This is a genomic window from Gemmatimonadota bacterium, assembly GCA_040388625.1.
Classification (GTDB): Bacteria; Gemmatimonadota; Gemmatimonadetes; order Gemmatimonadales; family Gemmatimonadaceae; genus Fen-1247.
Genome location: JAZKBK010000003.1, coordinates 67265 through 89487 on the forward strand (window position 1 = coordinate 67265; position 22223 = coordinate 89487).

Sequence of the window (22223 nt, forward strand, 5' to 3'; positions counted from 1 at the left end):
GTGCGCTGGCTCGCGATCACCGTACTTGCGACGTGCGCCTTCGCCGGCGTTGGAACGGCGCAATCGGCGCGCGTCGATATCGTGCTTCCAGCGCGATCCGATCTCGCGACGCAACCGCCTGCAATACGAACGACCGGCGTTCTCGCAGCTGGTAGAACCGCCGAGCTGATAAGGAACGGCTTTCCGGCGCGCCTGCATTACAAGCTCGAACGCTGGGCCGCGGGCACGTTCGTGAATGACGTGAAGGCGACTGCCGAGTGGGAGATGATCGCGCAATACGATCCGCTCGCCAAGACGTACAAGCTGATTCGCGCAACGACGAAAAATGCGGTAGTGGTAGGCGAATACACGGAGCTGAGTGACGCAGATGCAAAGCTTGCCGAGCCCTTCCCCGCTCCGATCTCGCCGCCGCGGCCGGGCGAGAAGAGTTACTACGCGCTGACCCTCAACGTCGAGGCAATGTCACTGGGGGATCTCGACGAAGTGCAGCGGTGGCTGCGTGGCGAGCTGCGGCCAGCAGTGCGGGGACACCGTAACCCTGGAACCGTGGTGAGCTCCGGGGTGAGAACGCTCGTCGTGCGTATCCTGGGTGGCGAGCGCATCGTATATCAGGCGAGCACGGGCGTGTTCAAGCCCTGAGGACCACCCTTCGGCACGGCAAGCGCGACGATGATGTCCATGACGTTCGTGCCGGTCGGCCCGGTTCGCACGAGCGCACCGATCGATTTCCAGAATGTGTGAGTGTCGTTTGCCGCCAGCGCGGCGTGTGCGTCCCGCCCATGTGCGCGCGCCTTGCTGATCGAATCGCCGTCCGCAACGGCGCCGGCAGCATCGGTCGGCCCATCGATCCCGTCCGTTCCCAGTGATACGACGGCCATGCCGGGAACACCGTCCATTGAGATCGCGGCACCCAGCACGAGCTCCTGATTGCGTCCACCGACCCCGTTGCCACGGACGGTAACTGTCGTCTCGCCGGCATAGATCAAAGCAACCTTGCCGCCGACACGCTTGCATTCATCGCGCGCCGCCTTGACGATCTCCATACCTGCGAGATTCGCCTCGCCCGTGAGTGATGTCGTGACAATCCGGGCCGCATAGCCGAGCGCCTGCGCCTGTGCGCGTGCAGCCTCGGCGGCGGTGACGTTGCTGCCGATCACGTAACTCTCTGCGCGCCCGAGGCGCGGGTCGTCCGGCTTGGGCGATTCGTCGGTTCCGCCCTCCAGATGCGAACGTATCGATGCGGGTAGCCGATCCCATACGCCACGCGAGCGGCACACAGCGATCGCGTCGGCGACGGTCGTCGGATCCGCGACCGTCGGACCTGACGCGATGGTGGCGAGCGAGTCGCCAACGACGTCCGACAACACGAACGCAACGACACGCGCCGGAAATGCTATTGCAGCGAGACGGCCGCCCTTGAGCTGGTCGAGGTGCTTTCGGACACAGTTCAACTCCTCGATCGTCGCCCCCGCGCGGAGCAGCAGCGTCGTGGCGCTCGCGATGTCGTCGACAGATAGACCCTGAGCCGGAAGTGTCGTCAACGCAGACGCTCCGCCGGAGATGAGGCACAGGAGCGTTTCGTCCGCTCTCAACGACTCGGCGACTCCGAGAATCATTCGCGCGCCCTGGGCGCCGCGCTCATTCGGTATTGGATGTCCGCCAACCAGACAGGTGGTGCCGGCCACGTCGATTCGTACTGGATCAGGCGAGATGACTACACCGCGGCCGACGGATTGGCCGAGGACGCTCAAAGCCGCGGAAGCCATCGCTCCAGCGGCCTTTCCAGTGGCGACGAGCGAGACATCGCCAACGATGCGGTGGCGGGCCAGCGCGTGTCGCACGAGATCGCCCGGGTCGACTGCTGCGATCCCTGCGAGAGCGCAGGTAACCGCGTCCCTGCGAATCGCTTCGCTCATGGACGCGTCAAGCGCTCGCGGCGCTTCTCCTCGCGACGTATGCGGCGGAATCGTAAACTTCCGGATTCACGACGTTCGGCGCGCGCTCGCCCTTCAGGTGCGCGACGGCGTTGGTGGCTGCCATCGTCGCCATTCTGTCACGTGTGTCCTGACTTCCACTTGCGATGTGTGGGACCAGAATCGCATTCCGACACTCGGCGAGTCCGGCCACCATCAGCGGCTCGTTTTCAAAGACATCGAGTGCCGCACCCGCGATTGTACCGTCGCGCAGCGCTCTGACCAGCGCCGCCTCGTCCACCACCGGCCCACGTGAGACGTTTATCAGATACGCGGTCTTCTTCATCATGCCCAGTTCGCGCTCGCTGATCATGTGACGCGTTTCAGCTGTGAGCAGCGGATGCAGCGATACGAAATCACTCTCGCGCAGCAGGTCTTCGAGCGACGACGCGCGTACGTGTCGCGACGGGTCCGCTGCGTCGGCCGCGATTGCGGCTGGATTGTGAGGGTCGTAGGCAAGGATGTCCATGTCGAACCCGATCGCGCGTCGCGCTACGGCTGCGCCGATGCGTCCGTAGCCGACAATGCCGAGCACCTTGCGCTTGCCCGTGCCGCCTGGACTGACGTCGCCACCGAGGAAGAGATTCGGCCCCCACAGCTTGTAGCGGCCGGCAACCATGTATTCGTGAGCCTCGACGATTCGACGCGCGATGCCCAGTATCAATGCCCACGTCAGGTCGGCAGTGGTATCCGTCAGCACACCCGGCGTATTCGATACCGGGATTCCAAGCTCGGTCGCGGCAACGACGTCGATGTTGTTGAATCCAACTGCGTAATTCGCGACGCCAAGCAATCGCGGATTTGCATTCAGCACGTCGCGCGTGATCGGCTCGGTGAGCAACGAAAGCAGCACGTCGGCGGTGCGTACGCCGGCGAGCAGCTCTGCCGAAGTGAGTCCCTTCTCCTCGTCAGACTGGCCCACGGTGACCGTGGCGCCCGCCTGACGCAGGATCGGAATTGCAACTTCCGGGATCCTGCGAGTCATGAAAACGTTTCTTTCTTTCATCGTGCTACGGTTTGAGTGATGGAACCGATCAGCTGTACAGCTTTTCTTCGTCCATGAAGCGTGCGAAGGCTTTCGGATCCTGGGAGGCCTGCCTGATTCTCTCGACACCCTCCTTCAACCGTTCGAGGCTGGTCGCTATGGAGAGACGCAGGAAGTGCTGGCCGTCCGCGCCGATCTTACCGAAGGAGTTGCGATCCATCGTCGCGACGCCGTAGCTGTACAGCAAGTACATCTGCAACATTGCCGATGGCGCAGTGCGAGCCCGTCGCCCGGAGGGAAGCGCCTCGTACGCGTCGATGATTCCGAGCTGCTCGCACAGCCCCGAAACGTTGGGGAAGACGTAGAACGCGCCCTTCGGGTTCTGGCATCGCACTCCGGGCATTGCGTTCAGGGTGGGGACGATCCAGTCGCGACGTTCCTGAAATGCGGCGACCATCTTCGCAATTCCGGGCGCCGATTCCGGACTCGTCAACGCAACTCGGCCCGCTTCCTGAATGAATGGCGGAACGCACGAGACGGTGTTGATCGTCAGTTGCTTGAAGACCGCAGCTTCAGCGGCGGTCGGAAGAACGCAGTAGCCGAGTCGCCAACCCGTCATTGCGAATCCCTTGGAATGCCCGGAGGAGATGATCGTGCGATCTTCCATCCCATCTTCCACGGCGATGCTGTGATGCGTCTCTCCGTCGAAGATGCACTGCTCGTAGATCTCATCCGAATACACCCGAACGTCGCGCGGCGCGCGCTCACGAATCACGCGCGCGAAGGATTCCAGTTCATCCTTCGAGAGCACACCGCCGGTCGGGTTGGAAGGCGAGCACAGGAAGATGAGGCGCGTGCGCGGCGTGATGAGCGCCGCGAGATCGTCCGGCGTGAACGTGAATCCGGATTCCTCGCGCAGATGCAGCGGTACCGGCGTTGCACCGGCGTACGTGATCCAGGATTCGTAAATCGGATAGCCGGGACTCGGATATATCACCTCGTCACCGGGGTTCACGCACGATTGAACGGCGAAGCTGATACCAGGCTTGCCTCCCGTCGTAACGACGACACGATCCGGCATCACGTGCAGGCCACGCGTTTCCAGCAGGTGACTGCAGATCGCCTCCCGCAGACCGATTATCCCCTGCGGATCGCAGTAATGCGAGTTGCCACGCCTGATCTCGGCAATCGCCGCCTCGTTGATGTGAGGGGCACTGTCGAAATCAGGTTCACCAATATTGAGCTTGACCACATCGATGCCGCGTCCAGCGACCTTGGCGATGTCTGCGCCGACGCTGAAGGCATTCTCGGTGCCAAGCGTTGCAATCCGATCAGCAAAATGAGTCATTGCAATGTTTGCACGTATGCCGGGCGCGCCGGAGCGCGCTCGAAGGGATGGATCACCATGGTCGATCAGCAACGCCCTCAGCTGGCAGCGAGTGTCGAGTCGATCGATCTCAGGTCATCGAGCGTTGCGCGTCCGTAGAAGATCTCGATGTACTTGGACTGCGCGGGCGTAAGACGACGCACCGCCCATGCCAACTGAACGAAATGCGGCTCGAACGGCGCGGAAAGCGGATGCATCCCGATCTCGCTCGGCAGGTGATTCGCCTTGCGCGTGTTGCACGGGCTGCACGCCGTGACGACGTTGGTCCATACATTCAGCCCCCCACGCGATAGTGGGATCAAATGATCGCGCGTGAGCGATTCGCGTCCCTTGAGTGCGGACTGCTTGCGACCGCAGAACTGACATGTGTAGCGATCGCGCGCGAAAAGGAACGTGTTCGTCACCTGGCGGCGGAACTTGCGCGGCACGTGGATGAAACGCGTGAGGCGGATTACAGCCGGGTGCGGAATCGAGAGGCGTTCGGATCGGATCAGCTTGTCCGCATCCGTCTCCACAATCTCCGCCTTCCCATCGAGCAGGAGTCGGAGCGCACGACGTACCGGAACCATCGTCAGAGGTTCGAACGAAGCGTTGAGAGCAAGACAGCCGGCGCTCATAATCTCCCTGTCGCGGTTAGCGACAACCCACGTTGCTGCGCGGGGCGAGGACTGTACATCCTCGCCCCGCGCGAATTCATGGTCAGGCCGTAACTCTACTCTCCACGCGAGTGAGCCAGCCGTACCTGTCGGGCATCTTGCCAGTCGCAATGCCCATGTAAATTTCCTGAATCGCGAGCGTTATCGGACCCGGTTTGCCAGTCCCGACCTCCTGCTTGTCCACCGACCTGATCGGCGTCAGCTCTGCCGCGGTACCGCTGAAGAACGCTTCGTCCGAGATGTACAGCATCTCGCGCGGAATGCTCTGCTCCGAGACAGGGTAGCCCAGATCCCTTGCAATCCGGATCACGCAGTCGCGCGTGATTCCGTTCAGGATCGACGACGAGATGGTCGACGTGTAGAGCGTCCCGTCGCGCACGATGAAGAGATTCTCTCCACTCCCCTCGGCCACGAATCCAAATGAGTCGAGCATGATTCCTTCGACATAGCCGTTGCCGCGTGCTTCTATCTTGGACAGCTGCGAGTTGAGATAGTTGCCGCCTGCCTTCGCGAGTGTAGGCATCGTGTCCGGCGCCGGACGACGCCAGCTCGACACACACACGTCGACGCCAGCTTCGAGCGCTTCGTGACCGAGATACCGTCCCCAGATCCATGGGATGACGAACGTCTCGACCGGTGCCTTGAACGGCAGGACACCCATCTCCTCGCCGGTACGCAATGCCACCGGACGGAGGTAACAGGCCCCCAGCTCGTTCTCCGACACGACATCACTGCACGCGCCCATCAGGTCGGCGAGCGAATGCTGCATCGGCATGCGATATATACGGCACGAGTCGAGGAACCGGCGCATGTGATCCTGCAGCCGGAAGATCGCGGGCCCGTCGGGGGTATCGTAGCAGCGGATCCCCTCGAATACCGAGGAACCGTAATGGACAACATGGCTCATGACGTGAATCGTCGCATCCTGCCAGTCGACGAACGTCCCGTCTCGCCAGATTTTGTGCGTGCTCATGACCTAAACTAAGGGATTGGAGCGCTTCGCCGCGAGGGGTTCGCCGGTCAGTTGCTCGCTCCGCCAGGTGTGGAGAGCATGTCCGGAGGCGGTGACCCGCCCGTGAAGTGCGCCCGGCTGCATCATCAGCTCTCCCTGTTCGACGAGATGACGACCCGCGACCACGACCAGATACGCCCGGCTCCCGCCCAGCGCGAAGACGAGCGCGGCCTCCGGATCTCGACCTGGATTGGCGCGGGACGTATCGAGCCGAAATGCGGCCAGATCGGCACTCTTGCCTGGCTCGAGCGAGCCGGTCACGCGAGCGTTTCCGAGCGCCCGGGCCCCGCCGATGGTCGCAAGGGCGACGGCCTGTGCCGCGCCGAGCGCACGCGGCGACCGGGCCCGCAGGTTCGCCGAAAGCACCGCCATCCGCGCCTCGTCCAGGATGTCCATGCGATTGTTGCTGGCCACCGAATCCGACCCCAGCCCGACATCTATTCCCGCCGCCAGGAAGGCATCCAGCGGCGCAATGCCATGTCCAAATTTCGCATTGGATGTCGGGCAGTGTGCGATACATGCGTGGTTTCGAACAATTGTTCGAATATCCGTCAAATCCGCATTCACGGCGTGAATCAGCAGCGAGCCCGGCGGAAGCGCATCCAGATCCGCTAGAAGTGCGATGGGCGACCGAGCGCGTGGCTGTACCGGGATCCCACGCCTCGCGTGCCACTTCGCGAAGATCCCGGATCCTAGACACACCAGTGACTGCTCCGCATCGCTTTCACCGATGTGCATCGCGATGGGAAGCGAGTGCGCAACCGCATATCGGGCGACGGCGCGATAGAGATCGTCCGACACGGTGTACGGCGCGTGCGGTGAGACGCCGACACGCACGAGATCCGTCTGGTCCGCGCGCAACGCTGTCACGCGCCGATCGAGATCTGCCATCGCTTCGTTGCACGTTGCGGGATCTGGCCCGAAGACTTCCTGATACATGATCCCACGCACACCGCACTCGCGCATCGCGCGCGCTGTGACACCGCTGGCGCTCGTATCCGCGAACGTCGTCACTCCATGCTCGATGCCTTCGAGTACGCCGAGGCGCGCGGAGTCCAGCAGCGCTTCATCGTCGAGCACTGCTGCGCGCGACCGGCGCAGTGTGTCGATCCAATCCTCGAACGCGAGATCTTCGAGAAAGCCCCGCATCGCGGTCAGCTCGAGATGCGTGTGAGCGTTGACCAGGCCCGGCAGCAATACCGAATCGCCGAGCTCGACATCATCGCCCGACGGCGCCTCCCCGTTTTTCCCGACGAATCGAATGACGCCGTCCTCACACGCCACAACACCGTCTTCGATCGGCGGCGAAGTTACCGGGAGAACCCAGCGTGCACGATAACGGATCAACAGCGCACCGTCAGCGGTGGTGCATCGTGTCGCGCACCTGCGGTGGAACGGGACGCGGTGGCATGCGGAGAGGCGGGACCGGGCGCTGCGCCGAAGAGTACGGCACAACAGGTCGCGGCGTTCCCGCGGGTGCAACACCCGTGTACGGCACCGGCGGAGCCCGCGTTGCTGGAGCCGGAGCGCCCGGAACCGGCGCGCCGGCGGACGGCGTGCCCGGAGGCGGTAGCGTATACGGCGAGCATTCGTTGACTGGCTCGGTACCCGGCAAGTAGAACTCCGTAACGGCCGAGTCACCGCAATACGGCGTCCACAGGAATCCCGTGTGGGGATCGATCTCGCGTGTGGTTATGTCTGCCGGCATGGGCCAGTCGGGGGGCGTCGGCTTGCGACTGTACACTTCGGACATGAATGACGTCCATGCCGGCGCGGCGAGGATGCCACCCTGAGCGTTGGACTTGATCGTCTGCGGATGGTCGAACCCCATCCACACTCCTGCAACGAGGTCTGCCGTATAACCAATGAACCACACGTTGGTGCCGTCGTTGGTGGTGCCTGTCTTGCCGCCTGCGGGAATGTGAAAGCCTGCGTCCCACACGGAGCCGTACGCGGTACCGCGCTGGACGACATCCTTCATCATGCTCACCATGAGCCACGCTTCCTCGGGCGACATCACCTGAGTGCGCGGTGCAGTCGGCTGCCAGATCACCTGATGATGCGAATTCTCGACACGCAGGATGCCGGTCGGCTGAGCGCGTACGCCGAGTGTCGCGAACGCTGTGTATGCGCCGATCAGTTGAAGCGGAATTACATCCGCCGAGCCGATGTATATGGACGGATACGGCGGTATTGGCGTGGTGATGCCAAAATTTCGTGCTTCGTTGATTACAGCTTGTGGTCCGAGCTCCATGCCCGTCTTGACGGCGATGATGTTGCGGGATTGATACAACCCGCGCCGCATCGTCATCGGACCCTCGAACTTGAGATCGTAGTTCTTGGGCTCCCACGTCGTTCCATCCGCCTGCGGCACGGACACCGGCGAGTCGTCTATGATGTACGACGCTGGCTTCCCGGCCTGGATGGCAGCGGCGTAGACGATCGGCTTGAAGGTCGAGCCGGGTTGCCGCAAGGCCTGCGTGGCGCGATTGAATTTGGAGTCGTAGAAGTCGCGTCCGCCAATCATCGCGCGCACGCCGCCGGTGCGAGGATCGAGTGCGACGAACGCACCTTGCAGATACGGTGAAACGCCGGTCCCCGATTCTCCCGTGGACAGCTTCGCGATGTACGACTCGTATGTCGGATGCTTGTACGTGCCGAACTTCCCGCCCTCGACTGCACGAAGCTGCCGCTCCAGCGCGCGTTCGGCGGCCGTCTGCATGTCGAGATCGAGCGTCGTGTAGACGTTGAGACCCTGAGTGTACAACTGGTTGCCGAACTGCTGGTCCAGCTGCTGCCGAACCCATTCGACGAAGTACGGCGCCGTCTCACCCGACTCGACCTTTGTCGCAAGGCGCAGCGGATAGGCCTTGGCAAGACTTGCATCCGCATCGGAGATGGCGCCGTTCTCGCGCATCAGCTCGATGATCGTGTTGCGTCGCTGAATCGCGCGATCGGGATAGCGCCGCGGGTTGTAGCGCTCCGGTGCTTTGGGCAGAGCGGCCAGCGTTGCGGCTTCGGCGATGTTCAGATCGCGCACCGACTTGCCGAAGTAACGCTGCGATGCAGTCTCGACTCCGTACGCACCGTTGCCGAGGTTGATCTGGTTGAGATACAGCTCGAGAATCTTCTGCTTGCTGTACTTGGATTCGATCTCGCGTGCGACCTTCGCTTCCTTGATCTTGCGGATGATCGTCTTGTCACGCGAGATGCGCTCGGGAAAGATGTTCCGCGCCAGCTGCATCGTGATCGTCGAGAAGCCTTGCGCGTAGCGGCCGCTCCGAACGTTGTTGACGAGCGCTCCCACGGCGCGATACCAGTCGATCCCGGAATGTTCGTAGAAGCGCTTGTCTTCGGTGACGACAAAGGCGTCCTGCACGATCTTGGGAATGTCGCTCAGCTTCACCAGTGTGCGGCGCTCGGTGCCGAGCTCCGCGATGAAGCGCCCATCGACTGCGTACAGCTTGGACGTCTGCTTGGGTGTGTACTGTTCCAGCGCCTGGATCGATGGACAGCGATCGCCCTGACAGACGAGCAGCCAGGCGCTGTAAACGAGACCGACGCCAAACGTCACCAGCAGGATCGTGGTGACGAGGAAAATTCGAAAAGCAGTGGGGTGGCGCCGCCAGATCGGAAGCGTCCGGGACTTCGTGGTTCTACCAGCCATGGGATGAATTTAAGGCGCGGAGCTGACCTCGCCGGCGCCACTACGGACATCGAGCACAGGCGACCTGCATCCGTGAGACGGACGCTGGCGCGGCACGGCTGACTGCCTGAGACAAGGCACAAACAAGGGGACCGACTGTCTATATTACCCGCGATGTCTGAATCTGATTTTATGGGCGAGCTGGCATGGCGTGGCATGCTGCAACAGCACACTGACGGCGCTGGCAAGATGCTGGCGGCCGGCACCGTCTCCGGCTATGCCGGCTTCGACCCGACCGCTCCATCGCTGCACGTGGGCAGCCTCGTTCCGATAATGGGACTGGTCCACCTGCAGCGTCAGGGGCACCGTCCGTACGCGCTGGTAGGCGGCGGGACCGGCATGATTGGAGATCCGAGTGGCAAGACCGCCGAGCGTACCCTTCAATCCATCGATCAGGTGATGGCCAACTCGGAGTCGATCGGTGCGCAGCTGTCGCGCTTCCTCGACTTCTCCGGCCCGCGTGCCGCTGTCCTTCGCAACAACGCGGACTGGCTGCTCGGCATGGGCGCAGTCGAGTTCATGCGCGACGTAGGCAAGCATCTCACGGTCAACTACATGATCGCGAAGGATTCGGTGAAGTCACGCATGGACGCAGGGATTTCGTACACTGAATTCTCCTACATGCTGTTGCAGGCGTACGACTTCGTAGCGCTGCGGCGTCGCGACGGAGTCACGCTCCAGGTGGGCGGAAGCGACCAGTGGGGCAACATGACCGCCGGAGTCGAGTTGATTCGCCGCATGGACAGCGCCGAAGCACATGCGGTTACGTTCCCGCTGCTCACCACCGCGGCCGGCGCGAAGTTCGGAAAGACCGAAGCGGGCGCGGTATGGCTGGATGCGGATCGCACGTCGCCGTATCAATTCTTCCAGTTCTGGATCAACACCGACGACCGCGACGTCGGCAGGTACCTGCGATTGATGACGCTGCTCGACCGCGAAGTGATCGAGAGTCTCGAGTCCGACGTGATCGAGCATCCTGAGCGTCGCAGGGCACAGACTGCGCTCGCTCGGGAGATAACCGCGCGAGTGCATGGCCAGGAAGCCGCATTGATCGCGGGTGAAGTATCACGCGTACTGTTCGGCCGCGGCGAGGTGTCTGGGCTTGCACCAGCGGTGCTCGCAGCGCTTGCGAAGGAAGTTCCCGGCGGGACCGTCTCGCGTGGCGAGCAGCTGTCGCTCACCGATCTCTTCGTTCGCGCAGGACTCGTGAAATCAAAAGGCGAGGCAAGGCGCGTGGCTGACCAGGGCGGTGCATACGTGAATGGCGAGCGCGCCGCGAGCGGATTGATGCTAAGCGAAATCGCCCCGCTCGCGGGATCGTACATACTGCTGCGCAAGGGTGCGCGCGACTACGCTATGATACAGGTAGCTGGATAGCGATCTCGATTGCATTTGAGGTGACAGGCACGGATGCATCCGTGCCCCACCATCGCCCGCGATCGATTACGCCGGCAATGTGACGGCGTTGAATCCGATCGTCGCCGGTGAATCGCCCCGGCCGCACTACATCGGCGGCACATTCGGCTCCGCGCTCGAGCCCCACAACTCCTTGAGGCGCGCGTCCCGCCCGCATCCCGCCCGATAGAGACCGTACTGAACCGGATTCCGATCAGCGTAATGCTGATGATATTCCTCCGCCTTCCAGAAAGTCGAAGCGGGCACGATCTTCGTCACCACGGGTGATTTGAACAACCCTGACTTGTCGAGCTGCTCCTTCGTCGCTTCAGCCGCCCTTCGCTGCGCGTCGTTGTGATAGAAGATCGCAGTGTGATATTCGTTGCCACGGTCGCAGAACTGACCGTCCGCTGTGACGGGGTCGATGTTGTGCCAGTAGATGTACAGCAGACGGTCGTACGTCACCTTCGAAGGATCGTAATGCACTTCCACCGATTCGAGATGCCCTGTCGTTCCCGTGCTGACATCCTCGTACGTTGGATTGGCTCTGGTGCCGCCGGTGTACCCCACGGTCGTGGAGATGACACCGGTCGTGTTGTCGAATGGCCGCTCCATGCTCCAGAAACAACCGCCGGCGAACGTCGCGGTATCCACCTCCGCCACGTGCGAGGTGTGAACGATCGGCGAACGTGCCGACGCCTTTGCCGTGACGGAGCTGCCCGCGATTGCAGTGCCGATGCCGAGCGCGACAGCGAGTGGAAGGAACCGCGATGTTAGCATGTTGTAAGCCAGCCCATTGGTGATGTTGCGTAAGTATATCTCCGCCCACACATCTTATACGCCGAGAGCGGTCCAGTGGTTCTGTGATGATTCTATACTGGTAGCACTGGAGTAGCCCGACTCGGCGGCACGCCAGGCGGAGATGTAGCCGGGAAGCTTGGGAGATGCGACGCCGGGCATGAATGCGCTTGCAACGTCAGCCGCGGCAAGGGTCCCGCCGGTGCGCTTCAGAAATCTCACTCGAACGATCCCGACCGCCACGACGCGACCTCGCACGAGAAATTGCTGGCGTATGTACAACGATTTTTCGTCCCATCCGAGCGTCCGCGTGCGAAGCTCGAAGCGCTCGAACAACGGCAGAGATTCCCTGAACCGAATCGCCTCGGACGCGACCACGGTGTACCAGCCGCGACTCCTGAGCGCCTTCCAGATCCCGTTTCGCAAACTGGCATCGACACGGCCCAGGTCCATCAACGTGAGATAGCGACCGTTGTTCATGTGGATGAGCACGTCGACGTCGGAAGGCCACACCGTGAACGTCAGTGATGTTTCCGCCAGCGGGTGCACGCGAGAGCGACGTCGCGCTATGAAGAACACCCTGATCATTCGGAAGATGAGATTCATCGCGCGGATCTCCTCACTGGTTCAATCTCTGCGCTTGCGGAGCTGCTCGATCTGCCGTCGGTCCCGCTTGCTCGGCCTTCCCGCATCGTCTGCGCCAACCGCAATTTCCATACGGCGCTGCTCCATGAGCGCCTCACGCGTCGCGCGACTCTCAGGCAGCTCGTCGTAGAGTGTGGCCGCCACGGTCGCTGACCCACGGCGATCGGATGTCGACCGTACGACGATCCGATGTTCGTACGGACCGAGCCTTACGCGCACCTCGTCGCCGAGCTTCAATGCCTTCGAGCGCTTGACTCGCTCGCCGTTCAGGTGAACCTTGCCGCCGTCGATCGCTTCAGCGGCGAGAGCTCGCGTCTTGAAGAAACGCGCTGCCCACAACCACTTGTCCAGCCGGACGGCATCGCTCGACTCACCATTCGGGGACTGCATGCTATTCAGCTCCTCCAGTGCGTCGCGGATCGAGCGCGTCTCGCAGCGCGTCGCCCAGCAGGTTGAAGCCGAGGACGGCGGCTCCGATCGCCAGGCCAGGCGCAAGTGACGTCCACGGCGCGTTCCGAAGTTGGTCCAGATCGCGCCCGTCCGCAATCATACTTCCCCAACTCGCGGTAGGCGGTTGAATACCGAGACCCAGGAACGACAGCGCCGCCTCCGCCATTATCGCACCAGCTATGCCGAGCGTTGCGGCAATCACGACCGGACCCACGACGTTCGGTAAGACGTGCAGCAACATGATGCGCTCCCCGCGCGCGCCAAGCGCACGCGCAGCCTGCACATATTCCAGATCCCGTACTACAAGAACCTGTCCGCGCACCAGTCGAGCAATTCCGGCCCAGCCAACCACGCCAATCGTAATGAACACGACACTCATCGACGGCTGGAAGGCGGCCGACATCGCGATCAGTAACAGCAGCGTCGGAAATGCCAGCGTCACATCGGCGAGCCGCATCACGACCTCGTCGATCCAGCCGCGATAATAACCGGCGAGCAATCCGAGAGTGATCCCCAGACTCACCGCGATCGCCTGCGAAACGAGCCCGACCGCGAGCGACACTCTCGCGCCGTAAACGAGCCGCGCCCAGACGTCGCGTCCCTGCACGTCGGTGCCGAGCCAGTGCGCACTGGACGGCGGATCGAGCAGGTGGATCAGGTCTATAGCATTGGGATCCTTTCCGGCGACAATCGGTGCAAAGACCGCCATTACCACCATTACTGCAATGACGGTAACGCCGATCCGCGTCCGTGTATCGGACATGAGCCTGCTGCCGGTGCTCACAAAGTCGGGTCCCGGAGCTCCGGCGGGGTGCCGTCCGGCTGGCGGCGCCAGCGGCGGTGGTGCCAGAAGTACTGCTCCGGAGCGCTCCGCACCCAACGCTCCAATATCGCCGTGTAGTTGGCGACTATCGCGTCGACGTCGACCTCGCGATTGCCGGTGCGAATGATCGGAACACGCTCGACGCTTACGCGATAGCGCCCGCTCGCCTGTCGCAGCGCTGTGACGAACAGCGTCGGCGTATCGTACTTCATCGCGAATACCGCAGCGCCACGAGGCGTCTTGGCTGGCCTGCCGAAGAACGGGACAAAAGTCGATGCGAGACCCATCACGCCCTGGTCCGACACGAACGCGACAGCTCTGCCCTCCCTCAGCGACTTGGGCGTTCGGCGCGCCGCCTCGTAGTCACGAACAACCGTCATCCCCAGCGTCGCGCGTGTGTCGTTGATGTACGCGTCGAAAAGCGGATTCGCCTGCGTGCGCACGATCACGTCCATCGGAACTCCGCGCGCCGCCACGTACGCGCCAGCGAGCTCCCAGTTGCCGAGATGGCCCGTTACGAGCACAGCGCCATGGCCACGCGAGATCGCGTCCTCCACGAGCTCGAATCCCTCGACGGACTCGACCAGGTCGAGCACACCCTTCTGGCCGATCGAAGGAAGCAACGCGGTCTCTATGGACGAGCGCCCGAGATGCGCGTAGGCCTTTAGCGCGAGGACATCCACTTCCTGTTCCGACAATTCCGGAAATGCTGCAGCGATCTGGCGCTCGACGACGTGTCTGCGTATCCCGAGCGGCCGGTAGCCAATGGTGCCAAGCCTGGATCCAAACCCACACGCGACATCCCAGGGAAGCGCGTGCAACGTACCGACCACGGTACGGAGAGCGTAGTATTCAGCGCGATGCGACGCGGTCGGCCGTGGTGCATCAGCCATTCGCGACGCACTCCCGGACGAATCGTGCGGTGTCGTGCGCCACTCGGTGCCAGTTCATGCGAGTCTCCACGGCCTCTCGGCCTGCCATGCCCATCTCACTTCGCTTGTCCGCGTCGCGCAACAGAACGGCGAGCGCATCCGCAATCGTTTGCGCGTTCGCCGGCTCGACGATGATCCCGCACTCGCCTTCGCGAACAAGCGAGCGTACGCCGCCGGCGTCGCTCGTGACCACGGGCAGTGCGGTGGCCTGAGCTTCGATCAGCGAGATCCCATTCGCAGCGAGACTTGCATCCGGAGCGGGGCGTGATGCGTCAAGGTAAATGGTCGACGTCGCGTATGCCTCGGGCAACTCGTCATCGCGCATCGGACCCGCGAAGCCGACGCGATCCATGACGTTCATGTCCGCCGCGAGATTCCGCAAGCGAGCTTCGTCACTCCCCTCACCAACCAGAACGTAGCGCAGGTTCGGGAACTCGTCGCGAAGCAACGCGATCGCCTCGATGCCGGCGTCCTGTCCCTTGTGCGGCACGAGGCGCGCGACTGTGAGCACGATCGGCGCGCGCCGTATTCCCCAGCGCTGCCGGAGCGTCCCGCTATCACGCCCGGGACCAAACAGCATCGGGTCGGTCCCCAGGCCGGGCGCCGCCACCGGCGGTGGCTGCGTGATCCCGATCTCCTGCATGAGCTCACGCGTGAGAATCGCTACGTAGTCGGTCGTGGCAACGACTCCGGCCGCATCGCCAAGCAGCATCCGCACCGAGCGCCGCCCCAACCGTCCTGCCTGCGCCATCTCTCGCGCGCGATTCAAATCGCGGGCACTGACATGCATGATGTAGGGAATCCGCGCGCGTTTGTGAGCGCTCCGCACCACGCGTCCCGCGACGCCAATCCCACCGCAGTGCAGAACCTGGACGCGTCCCTTGCAGCGCGCCGCAAGCCAGCGCTGCCAACGCATGCGACTGATCAAGCCATCGGCGGCGTCATATCCGAAGGATTGCCTCTCGATCTTGTATTCCTCCGCAGCATCGTGGCTGGCCGACTCACGTGTTGCAACGGTCGAGACCGACATCGGCTCCGGATACTGCCGCGCCAGCGCGACGTGGCAACGCGCCGCGCCACTCAATGTGGGAAGAAAGTCCCTCGTAACGAAAAGATGTTGCAACAGTGCTATCCAGTTACCGATGCAGCCGTCCACGCCTCGCCGGACAGGAGATTGGCGATGCGCTGATCGTACGTGTGGTTCCTGCGAACGAATTGCTCTCCTTCGCGCCTGATCCGCTCGCGGGCCGCAGGGTCGCGGAGATAGTGATCGAGCTTGGCGGCGCAGTCTCCGGCGTCGGTGTACCACGCACAGTGCTTTCCGTCGATTAGAAATTGCGTGACACCGGCGGTTCCGTGGCCCAGATAGAATGCGCCCGCGAGCATCACCATCCACGTCCGATCGGAGGTGTAGCTGATCCCACCGGCAGCGCGCGACGGATTGATGCCAAGCACGACCGCCGAACTCGAGCAGACCTGTGCGAACTCCGTCCCCTCGATGCTGCGCCCGTTCCACTTGAGCTCGCCGCGCCAGCGCTCCCACCCCGGGCCGTATACGCGAACGTCGTGATTTCTGGCCAGTTGCAGCAATAGCTCCGCGCGCGACGGGTCGTACCCCGTTCCAATGAACGCCGCATCGGCTGCGTACGCTGGATCGGGCGCGACAGGTCTGATTCCGGAATCGCCAGCTGCTGGAAGAAATTTCGCGTTGGTGCCCAATGCGCGCCACTCAGCATCGAAGCCGGTGACGAAGAAAGTATGAGCGAGTCGGGCGACAGCCAGGATGTGGCCGATGTCGGGTCGGTCGGTATCGCGAAACCATTGCGGATCGTGATACCACATCGCGTTCTGCGTATCGCCCAACAACCGGCGAACGGTCTCCAGATCGAGCGCGAGACACTTGGACAGAAAGATGAAATCCGGCCTGAAATGCCGAGCGCGCGCACGAACCATGTGCTGGGTCATGCGCCACCCGATCGCCCGCTTGGTTCGCCGGTCGTCCACAATCAGCGTCTCGTGTCCCGCTCGACGCAGCGCACGCTCGGTCGCGGCCTCCATGCGCCACGGGTTGGAGCTTCCGATGATCAGGACTCGCATTGCATGGCCCATAGTCGCACGTACTTTGCGCACACACTCGCGGCAGCGAGCGACGCCAGTACCGCCCCGCGCGCGCCGTCGAGGAATCCCATGCGGAAGATGAACATCGAGATGAAACGCGCCGGCGGCTTGAAGATGATCGCCGCGATCGAACCACGCCTGCCGCGCCGCGATTGATCTTCTGCCCACCAGCGACTGTAGCGCACAAACTTCTCGAAGTAGATGTCCTGCGACGCGTACGGGTAGTGCAGTAGCGCAGCGCCGAGTGTCGCTGGCTCCTCGCTGGTGAGAATGTGTTCGTGCACGCGACTGTCATTGTATCGCAATGCCGAATCGAACAGCCTCACAGGGCGATCGGCTTCCCATCCGCCGTGCCGGATCTCGCGTCCAAGAAAGAAGTTCCGGCGAGGAACGCGATACGCGCCCGATCTTGGATGCGCGATCGCCTCGTGCACCGCCTGCGCAAGCTCGGCGGTACCTCGCTCGTCCGCATCGACCACAAGAACCCACCGGTTTCGCGCTCTTGCTATGGCGGCGTTTCGCAGCGCGCCGATCGTGGCGGCGTCCGGAGAGATGACAGTCGCACCTGCTCCGGTCGCGAGCTCGCCCGTTCCATCGCTCGATCCCTGATCGACAACCAGTATCTCGCTCGCCCAGCTCACCGATTCGATGCACGCCGTGATGTTCGCGGCTTCGTTCCGGGCAGCAATCACCACGGATACCGGCATGCGTTCCGCTGGCACGTTCAGCGCTTTCGCCTGGCTGTTACCGCCGCGGCGGCGTGCTCGAAGCCGTCCACCATCGCAGCTTCGCTCCCCTCGCGCGTGACGCGACCGCGTGCGGCCGCTCCCATGGCTTCACGTCGGCTGTCGCTCGTGAGGAGCTCCGCTGCTGCTGCTGCGGTCATGAAAGCGTCATCGCTTGGTACGAGCATGCCGGTAATGTCGTCGAGCACGTACTGTTCGGCAACGGAGCGCTCGGGTGCGAGGACCGGGATTCCGAGCGACATGAAATCCAGTATGCCGAACACTGCCGTATCGGAATCGGCAACGACCCAGCCCAGCCTCGCGCGTCGCATCACCTCGAGATGATCGGCGCGGTCACCGAGAAACGTCACCAGACCGAGTGCGCCGAGTGCCGCCGCCTGCATCTTGAGGTCATCGTCGTATGTCCCGCCGCCGCCGCCATCACCCACGATCGTGAGATGCAGTCCCGGGTGACGCGGAGCCAGCATCGCGACCGTGCGAATAGCAGCGGCCGCGCGACTGCGCGACGACGCATCGTGCACGCACACGACGTTCACTTCGTCGCCGAGAAGGTCGGTCGCATTTTGCGGAAGCGCCTCGGCGACACCCATTGGCGCGATCACCTTGCCGATCGCTCCCCGCGGGAGTGGCACCGCGCTCGAATCCTGCTCCGTCGCGAATAGGTAGCATGTCGGCGCGATTCGCGCCGCGATCCGTCCCGTGCCGCGAATGTCGAGCGGGCGCCCTCCTGCCCGGATCCGCCGAATCACGCGCGCGCGGGAACCGACGCGATACGCAATCGCCGCGATGAGATGCTCGTGATCGCTGTCCACCAGCACGACGTCGGATCCATGCTGCCGTGCGAGGCGCGCGAGCCTGCGCGCGGCGTCGATCCATATCCCGCGGAGGTCCATCGGCTCCAACTCCAGCAGCGATCGCCCGGGAGATGTTGCAGTCTCCGATATCACCCGCTCCACGGTGCTGTCACGCTCGACTGCAAACGCGACTGCGTGCCCGCGGCGCGCGAGTCCGTGCGCGGCAGCCGCGAACGCTCGCGCAGTGCCCGACCACTCCCGACCCGCATGAAGAAACAGGTAATTCACATCAGCTGAAAGAAGGAACCGGCGTCGCGTCCGGAACGACATCGACGCGGGTTGCGCTGCGGAACTGCATGTCGTACAACCGCGAGTAAGCGCCCTGTTGCGCACGCAGCTCGTCATGCGTTCCGGATTCGATGATCCGCCCCTTGTCCAGTACGAGTATCTGCGTGGCGTGCCGCACGGTTGATAGCCGATGCGCGATTACAAAGACTGTGCGGCCTTCCAGCAGCCGGTCTATCGCAGCCTGCACGAGTCGCTCCGACTCCGTGTCGAGCGCAGAGGTCGCTTCGTCCAGGATCAGGATCGGCGGATCCAGCAGCAGCGCACGCGCGATCGCGATGCGCTGACGTTGTCCGCCCGACAATCGCGTACCGCGCTCGCCAAGCATGGTCGAGTAACCGTCCGGGAGGGCGGTAATGAATGCGTGTGCATTGGCTGCTCGTGCAGCAGCCTCGATCTCGGCGTCGCTGTACCTGTTCGGCATTCCGTACGCGATGTTGTTGCGCACCGTATCGTGGAACAGAACCGTGTCCTGACTCACGATCCCGATCAGCGAGCGCAGCGAGCCCAGCGTCATGGTCCGCGTGTCCACTCCGTCGATCGTGATGCACCCCGCCGTCGGCTCGTAGAACCTCGGTATCAGATCCACGAGCGTCGTCTTTCCCGCTCCGCTGGGACCGACGAGCGCAATCACGTCACCACGGGCGGCGGTGAACGATACGTCCCGCAGCACCGGAGTCTCGCGCTTGCCCGACTCGCCCTCGTACGAGAACCCGACGTTGTCGAATCGTACGTCACTGTGAAAGCCGTCGACACGGATCGTACCGCGATCACGCTCCTCTTCCGACGGAGTATCCAGAATGTCAAACAGTCGCTCTGCGGATGCCAGCGACGACTGCGCGGTCGCACGTACCGCCGTGAGCTGCTTGAGCGGCTGAAGCAGACGCAGCACGAATACCAGAAACGTTATGAGATCCGCGCCGGTCAGCGATCTGTCCACCAGCACCTGGTGCGCGCCGACCCACAGCAGCGTCACCGCGATCAGCATCCCGATGACCTCGGTTACCGGCGGCGCCAGAAAGGACAGCTTAGTTAGTCGAACAGTCGTTCGAGCGTAGGTATCGCTCGCGTTCGTGAATCGGCGCTCCTCGAACTCCTCGGCGCCAAACGATTTGACAAGGCGAACGCCGGAGACAGTCTCCTGCAGCACGCTCGCCATCTCGCCGTGCTGATTTCCACGCCGGCGATTGCCGCGGCGCAGCTTCTTCAGCAAGGGCTGCAGAACCAGGCTCAGAATCGGGACGATCACGAGCGCCATGAGCGTCAATCGCCACGAGATGTCGAACAGAAACGCGATGGTCGACACGACCAGCGCGGCCGCCTGGAGAGACTGCGTCACTATCTGCGTGAGGACCAGCCGAGTCTCGAACGTATCGTTCAGAACTCGCGAGATTATCTGGCCCGACTTGGTGCGCATGAAGTACGTGAGCGGGAGCCGCGCGAGGTGCCTGTAGACGGAGTTCCGCAGATCTCGCGTCACATATTCCTGCAGCTCCGCGCCGAACCGGCCACTCACCCAGACGAGCACGTTCTTCGCGATCACCACGATCATCACGACGAAGATGACGTTCCTGAGCGAGCTCATCTTGTCGCCGCTCACCATCAGTTGTCCGACGGTGGCGTGCAGAAGACTGGATACCCATCCTGCCTTTATGTCCAGCGCGGGACGGTCGAACAGCGTGTTGAGGAACGGAATGAGCAACGCAACGGAGAACGCATCCAGCAGTGCGGCGCCGATGTTGGTGGCGATGGCTCCGACCATCCGCCACGAGTGCGGCTTGAGGAACGGGAGCAGCCGTCGATATATGGAGATTCCAGCACCTCTTCCCTGTTCCGCCGCACGAATGCCAACCGGCGCGGCGGCCGGCTCTACAGTTGTCGCCACTAACGTCTGGGTGTGAGAAGTGCGAGCGGAAGAATCACCTCTTCCGGTGAAACGCCGCCATGCAGGAACGATCCGCGATAACGACTCTGATATTCGCGAAGCTTTGTCGGGTACACGAAGAAGCAATCGTTGCGCGCGAGGAGAGTGTTCACATTATGGCCCCGGTGCGGAAGTTTCAATGTGTCGGGATTCGGGAACAGCAACGCCTGATCGGCCGATTCCGCGCGGAGATCCTCGCCGAATTTGTACCGGAGGTTGGCGCTTGCATCGCGCTTGGCGAATACCGTCGCCGGCGTGTTGCAGTGGATCGAGCCATGATCGGTCGTCAACAGCACCGAGACCTTTCGCGCCGACGCCTCGCGCAGCAGGCCCAGCAGCGCCGACCGTTCGAACCACTGACGCGTAAGACGGCGCAGCGCAATCTCGTCACGCGCCACTTCATAAAGGATCTGCGACTCGCTACGGCCATGCGTCAGCAGATCGACGAAATTGAACACGAAAGCGCTCACACCCTCCGGCGCGATCGCCGTCCCCATGTGACGAGCGAGGTCGTCCGATCCGGCAGCGGTCGATATCTTCTGGTACCGCACATGGGTCTCGCCACGCAGCTCCCGGAGATGCGCCTCCAGAAGCTCGCGCTCGTGCGCGTTGAGAGACTCATCGTCCTGCGCTCCCCACCACTCCGGGAAACGCGTCGCGATCTCGCCTGGAAAGAGTCCGCTGAACAGCGAGTTCCGTGAGTACGGAGTGGCCGTCGGAAGCACGGCGTAATAGTGCGTCGTCTCGACTTCGAAGTACGGCGCAAGCAACGGCTCCAGGACCCGCCACTGGTCCAGACGAAGGCAGTCGACCACGATGAATACCGCCGCCTTTTCGCGTTCCAGAATCGGTGTCAGGAATTCGCCGACTATGTCGATCGAGAGTGCAGGACGCTCGCCATTCAGGTCCGCCAGCCAGGCGGGATACGCCGTCTGCATGTAGTCGGCAAACTCGCGATGCATGTCGCTGTACAGGCCCTGGAGCGAATCGTACAGCCCACGCTCGTCGGCTTCGGCCAGATCCACGTCCCAACGCATCAGCTCGTCGTATCGCTCGATCCACCCGCGCCAGTCGAGATCCCGCGCGCGCTCCAGCTCCAGCGCGCGGAACCGCTCCACGAACGCACGCGCAATCGCCTGCGACCTGATTCGGGGCCCGTCCAGAATGCGCGTGATGACGGATAGCACCTGCCGCGGATTCACAGGCTTGACGAGATAATCCCGGATGTTCGCGCCGATCGCCTCGCGCAGCGTCGAATCCTCCTCGCTCTTGGTGACCATCACCACGGGAAGATTCGGCGCAATTTCGCGGACTTCGCGGTACGCTTCCAAACCACGCGTTCCCGGCATCTGCTCGTCCAACAGGAGCAGATCAAACGTTTCTCTGCGCAACAGCTCGACCGCGTCATCCGCGTTCGTCACGCATTCCACGTCGTATCCCTTGGAACGCAGGAAAATGCAGTGTGATTCGAGAAGGTCGCTCTCGTCATCCACCCACAGGACAGATTTTGCTCTCAAAGCCATGGCTTCATAAA

The 22223-nt window shown here is 62.8% G+C and carries 20 protein-coding genes; 2 read left to right on the plus strand and 18 right to left on the minus strand.

What is annotated here, in order from left to right; all coding sequences use genetic code 11:
• Nucleotides 1–639, plus strand: a complete 639-nt coding sequence (locus V4529_05915; protein ID MES2357862.1) for a hypothetical protein — start codon at nt 1–3, stop codon at nt 637–639.
• Here V4529_05915 and V4529_05920 read toward each other — a convergent pair.
• The 7 genes from V4529_05920 to V4529_05950 all read right to left on the minus strand — a co-directional run bounded on the left by V4529_05920 (nt 609) and on the right by V4529_05950 (nt 9680).
• The gene (locus V4529_05920) at nt 609–1916 is read right to left on the minus strand and encodes a DUF4147 domain-containing protein (protein ID MES2357863.1); all 1308 of its coding nucleotides are present in this window, start codon (nt 1914–1916) and stop codon (nt 609–611) included. The two genes, V4529_05915 and V4529_05920, sit on opposite strands and share 31 nt — an antisense overlap.
• A gap of 7 nt (nt 1917–1923) precedes the next feature.
• Nucleotides 1924–2979 (minus strand): D-glycerate dehydrogenase, encoded by a 1056-nt coding sequence (locus V4529_05925; GenBank protein ID MES2357864.1) that lies wholly within the window; start codon nt 2977–2979, stop codon nt 1924–1926.
• A 28-nt stretch (nt 2980–3007) separates the two neighbouring features.
• Nucleotides 3008–4306 carry a pyridoxal phosphate-dependent aminotransferase gene (locus V4529_05930; GenBank protein ID MES2357865.1) on the minus strand — a complete coding sequence of 433 codons (1299 nt, stop codon included), beginning with the start codon at nt 4304–4306 and terminating at the stop codon, nt 3008–3010.
• 77 nt (nt 4307–4383) lie between these two features.
• Nucleotides 4384–4914 carry an HNH endonuclease gene (locus tag V4529_05935; protein MES2357866.1) on the minus strand — a complete coding sequence of 177 codons (531 nt, stop codon included), beginning with the start codon at nt 4912–4914 and terminating at the stop codon, nt 4384–4386.
• A gap of 130 nt (nt 4915–5044) precedes the next feature.
• Entirely contained in the window at nt 5045–5974 is a 930-nt protein-coding gene (locus V4529_05940) for a branched-chain amino acid transaminase (GenBank protein MES2357867.1), read from the minus strand.
• Nucleotides 5975–5977: 3 nt separating this feature from the next.
• Nucleotides 5978–7360: an amidohydrolase family protein gene (locus V4529_05945; protein MES2357868.1), complete on the minus strand. Its 1383-nt coding sequence runs from the start codon at nt 7358–7360 to the stop codon at nt 5978–5980.
• A gap of 10 nt (nt 7361–7370) precedes the next feature.
• Complete coding sequence (locus tag V4529_05950; GenBank protein MES2357869.1) at nt 7371–9680, minus strand: PBP1A family penicillin-binding protein; 2310 nt, start codon at nt 9678–9680, stop codon at nt 7371–7373.
• 153 nt (nt 9681–9833) lie between these two features.
• Here V4529_05950 and tyrS point away from each other — a divergent pair, with 153 nt between their 5' ends.
• Nucleotides 9834–11096 carry a tyrosine--tRNA ligase gene (tyrS, locus tag V4529_05955; protein ID MES2357870.1) on the plus strand — a complete coding sequence of 421 codons (1263 nt, stop codon included), beginning with the start codon at nt 9834–9836 and terminating at the stop codon, nt 11094–11096.
• A gap of 126 nt (nt 11097–11222) precedes the next feature.
• On the opposite strand, the gene msrA is transcribed toward tyrS, so the two are convergent.
• From msrA to V4529_06010, 11 genes are read right to left on the minus strand one after another with little or no spacing between them, the layout of a single operon-like run.
• Nucleotides 11223–11894 carry a peptide-methionine (S)-S-oxide reductase MsrA gene (gene msrA, locus V4529_05960; GenBank protein ID MES2357871.1) on the minus strand — a complete coding sequence of 224 codons (672 nt, stop codon included), beginning with the start codon at nt 11892–11894 and terminating at the stop codon, nt 11223–11225.
• Between the two features lie 54 nt (nt 11895–11948).
• Entirely contained in the window at nt 11949–12518 is a 570-nt protein-coding gene (locus tag V4529_05965; protein MES2357872.1) for a thioesterase family protein, read from the minus strand.
• Nucleotides 12519–12539: 21 nt separating this feature from the next.
• Nucleotides 12540–12947, minus strand: coding sequence for a S4 domain-containing protein (locus V4529_05970; GenBank protein ID MES2357873.1), 408 nt, complete (start codon nt 12945–12947; stop codon nt 12540–12542).
• Nucleotide 12948: 1 nt separating this feature from the next.
• Nucleotides 12949–13770, minus strand: a complete 822-nt coding sequence (locus tag V4529_05975) for an ABC transporter permease (GenBank protein MES2357874.1) — start codon at nt 13768–13770, stop codon at nt 12949–12951.
• 17 nt (nt 13771–13787) lie between these two features.
• Nucleotides 13788–14723, minus strand: coding sequence for a lysophospholipid acyltransferase family protein (locus V4529_05980; protein ID MES2357875.1), 936 nt, complete (start codon nt 14721–14723; stop codon nt 13788–13790).
• Entirely contained in the window at nt 14716–15885 is a 1170-nt protein-coding gene (locus V4529_05985; protein ID MES2357876.1) for a glycosyltransferase family 4 protein, read from the minus strand. The genes V4529_05980 and V4529_05985 overlap by 8 nt, the downstream gene beginning before the upstream one ends.
• A 5-nt stretch (nt 15886–15890) precedes the next feature.
• Nucleotides 15891–16859 carry a glycosyltransferase gene (locus tag V4529_05990; GenBank protein ID MES2357877.1) on the minus strand — a complete coding sequence of 323 codons (969 nt, stop codon included), beginning with the start codon at nt 16857–16859 and terminating at the stop codon, nt 15891–15893.
• A complete protein-coding gene (locus V4529_05995) occupies nt 16847–17587 on the minus strand; it encodes a glycosyltransferase family 2 protein (GenBank protein ID MES2357878.1) in 741 nt (246 codons plus the stop codon). The genes V4529_05990 and V4529_05995 overlap by 13 nt, the downstream gene beginning before the upstream one ends.
• A 17-nt stretch (nt 17588–17604) precedes the next feature.
• Nucleotides 17605–18708 carry a glycosyltransferase gene (locus tag V4529_06000; protein ID MES2357879.1) on the minus strand — a complete coding sequence of 368 codons (1104 nt, stop codon included), beginning with the start codon at nt 18706–18708 and terminating at the stop codon, nt 17605–17607.
• 1 nt (nt 18709) lies between these two features.
• Entirely contained in the window at nt 18710–20650 is a 1941-nt protein-coding gene (locus V4529_06005) for an ABC transporter ATP-binding protein (protein ID MES2357880.1), read from the minus strand.
• Nucleotides 20650–22212, minus strand: a complete 1563-nt coding sequence (locus tag V4529_06010; GenBank protein MES2357881.1) for a response regulator — start codon at nt 22210–22212, stop codon at nt 20650–20652. Before V4529_06010 ends, V4529_06005 begins: the two co-directional genes overlap by 1 nt.
• Nucleotides 22213–22223 lie beyond the last annotated feature (11 nt).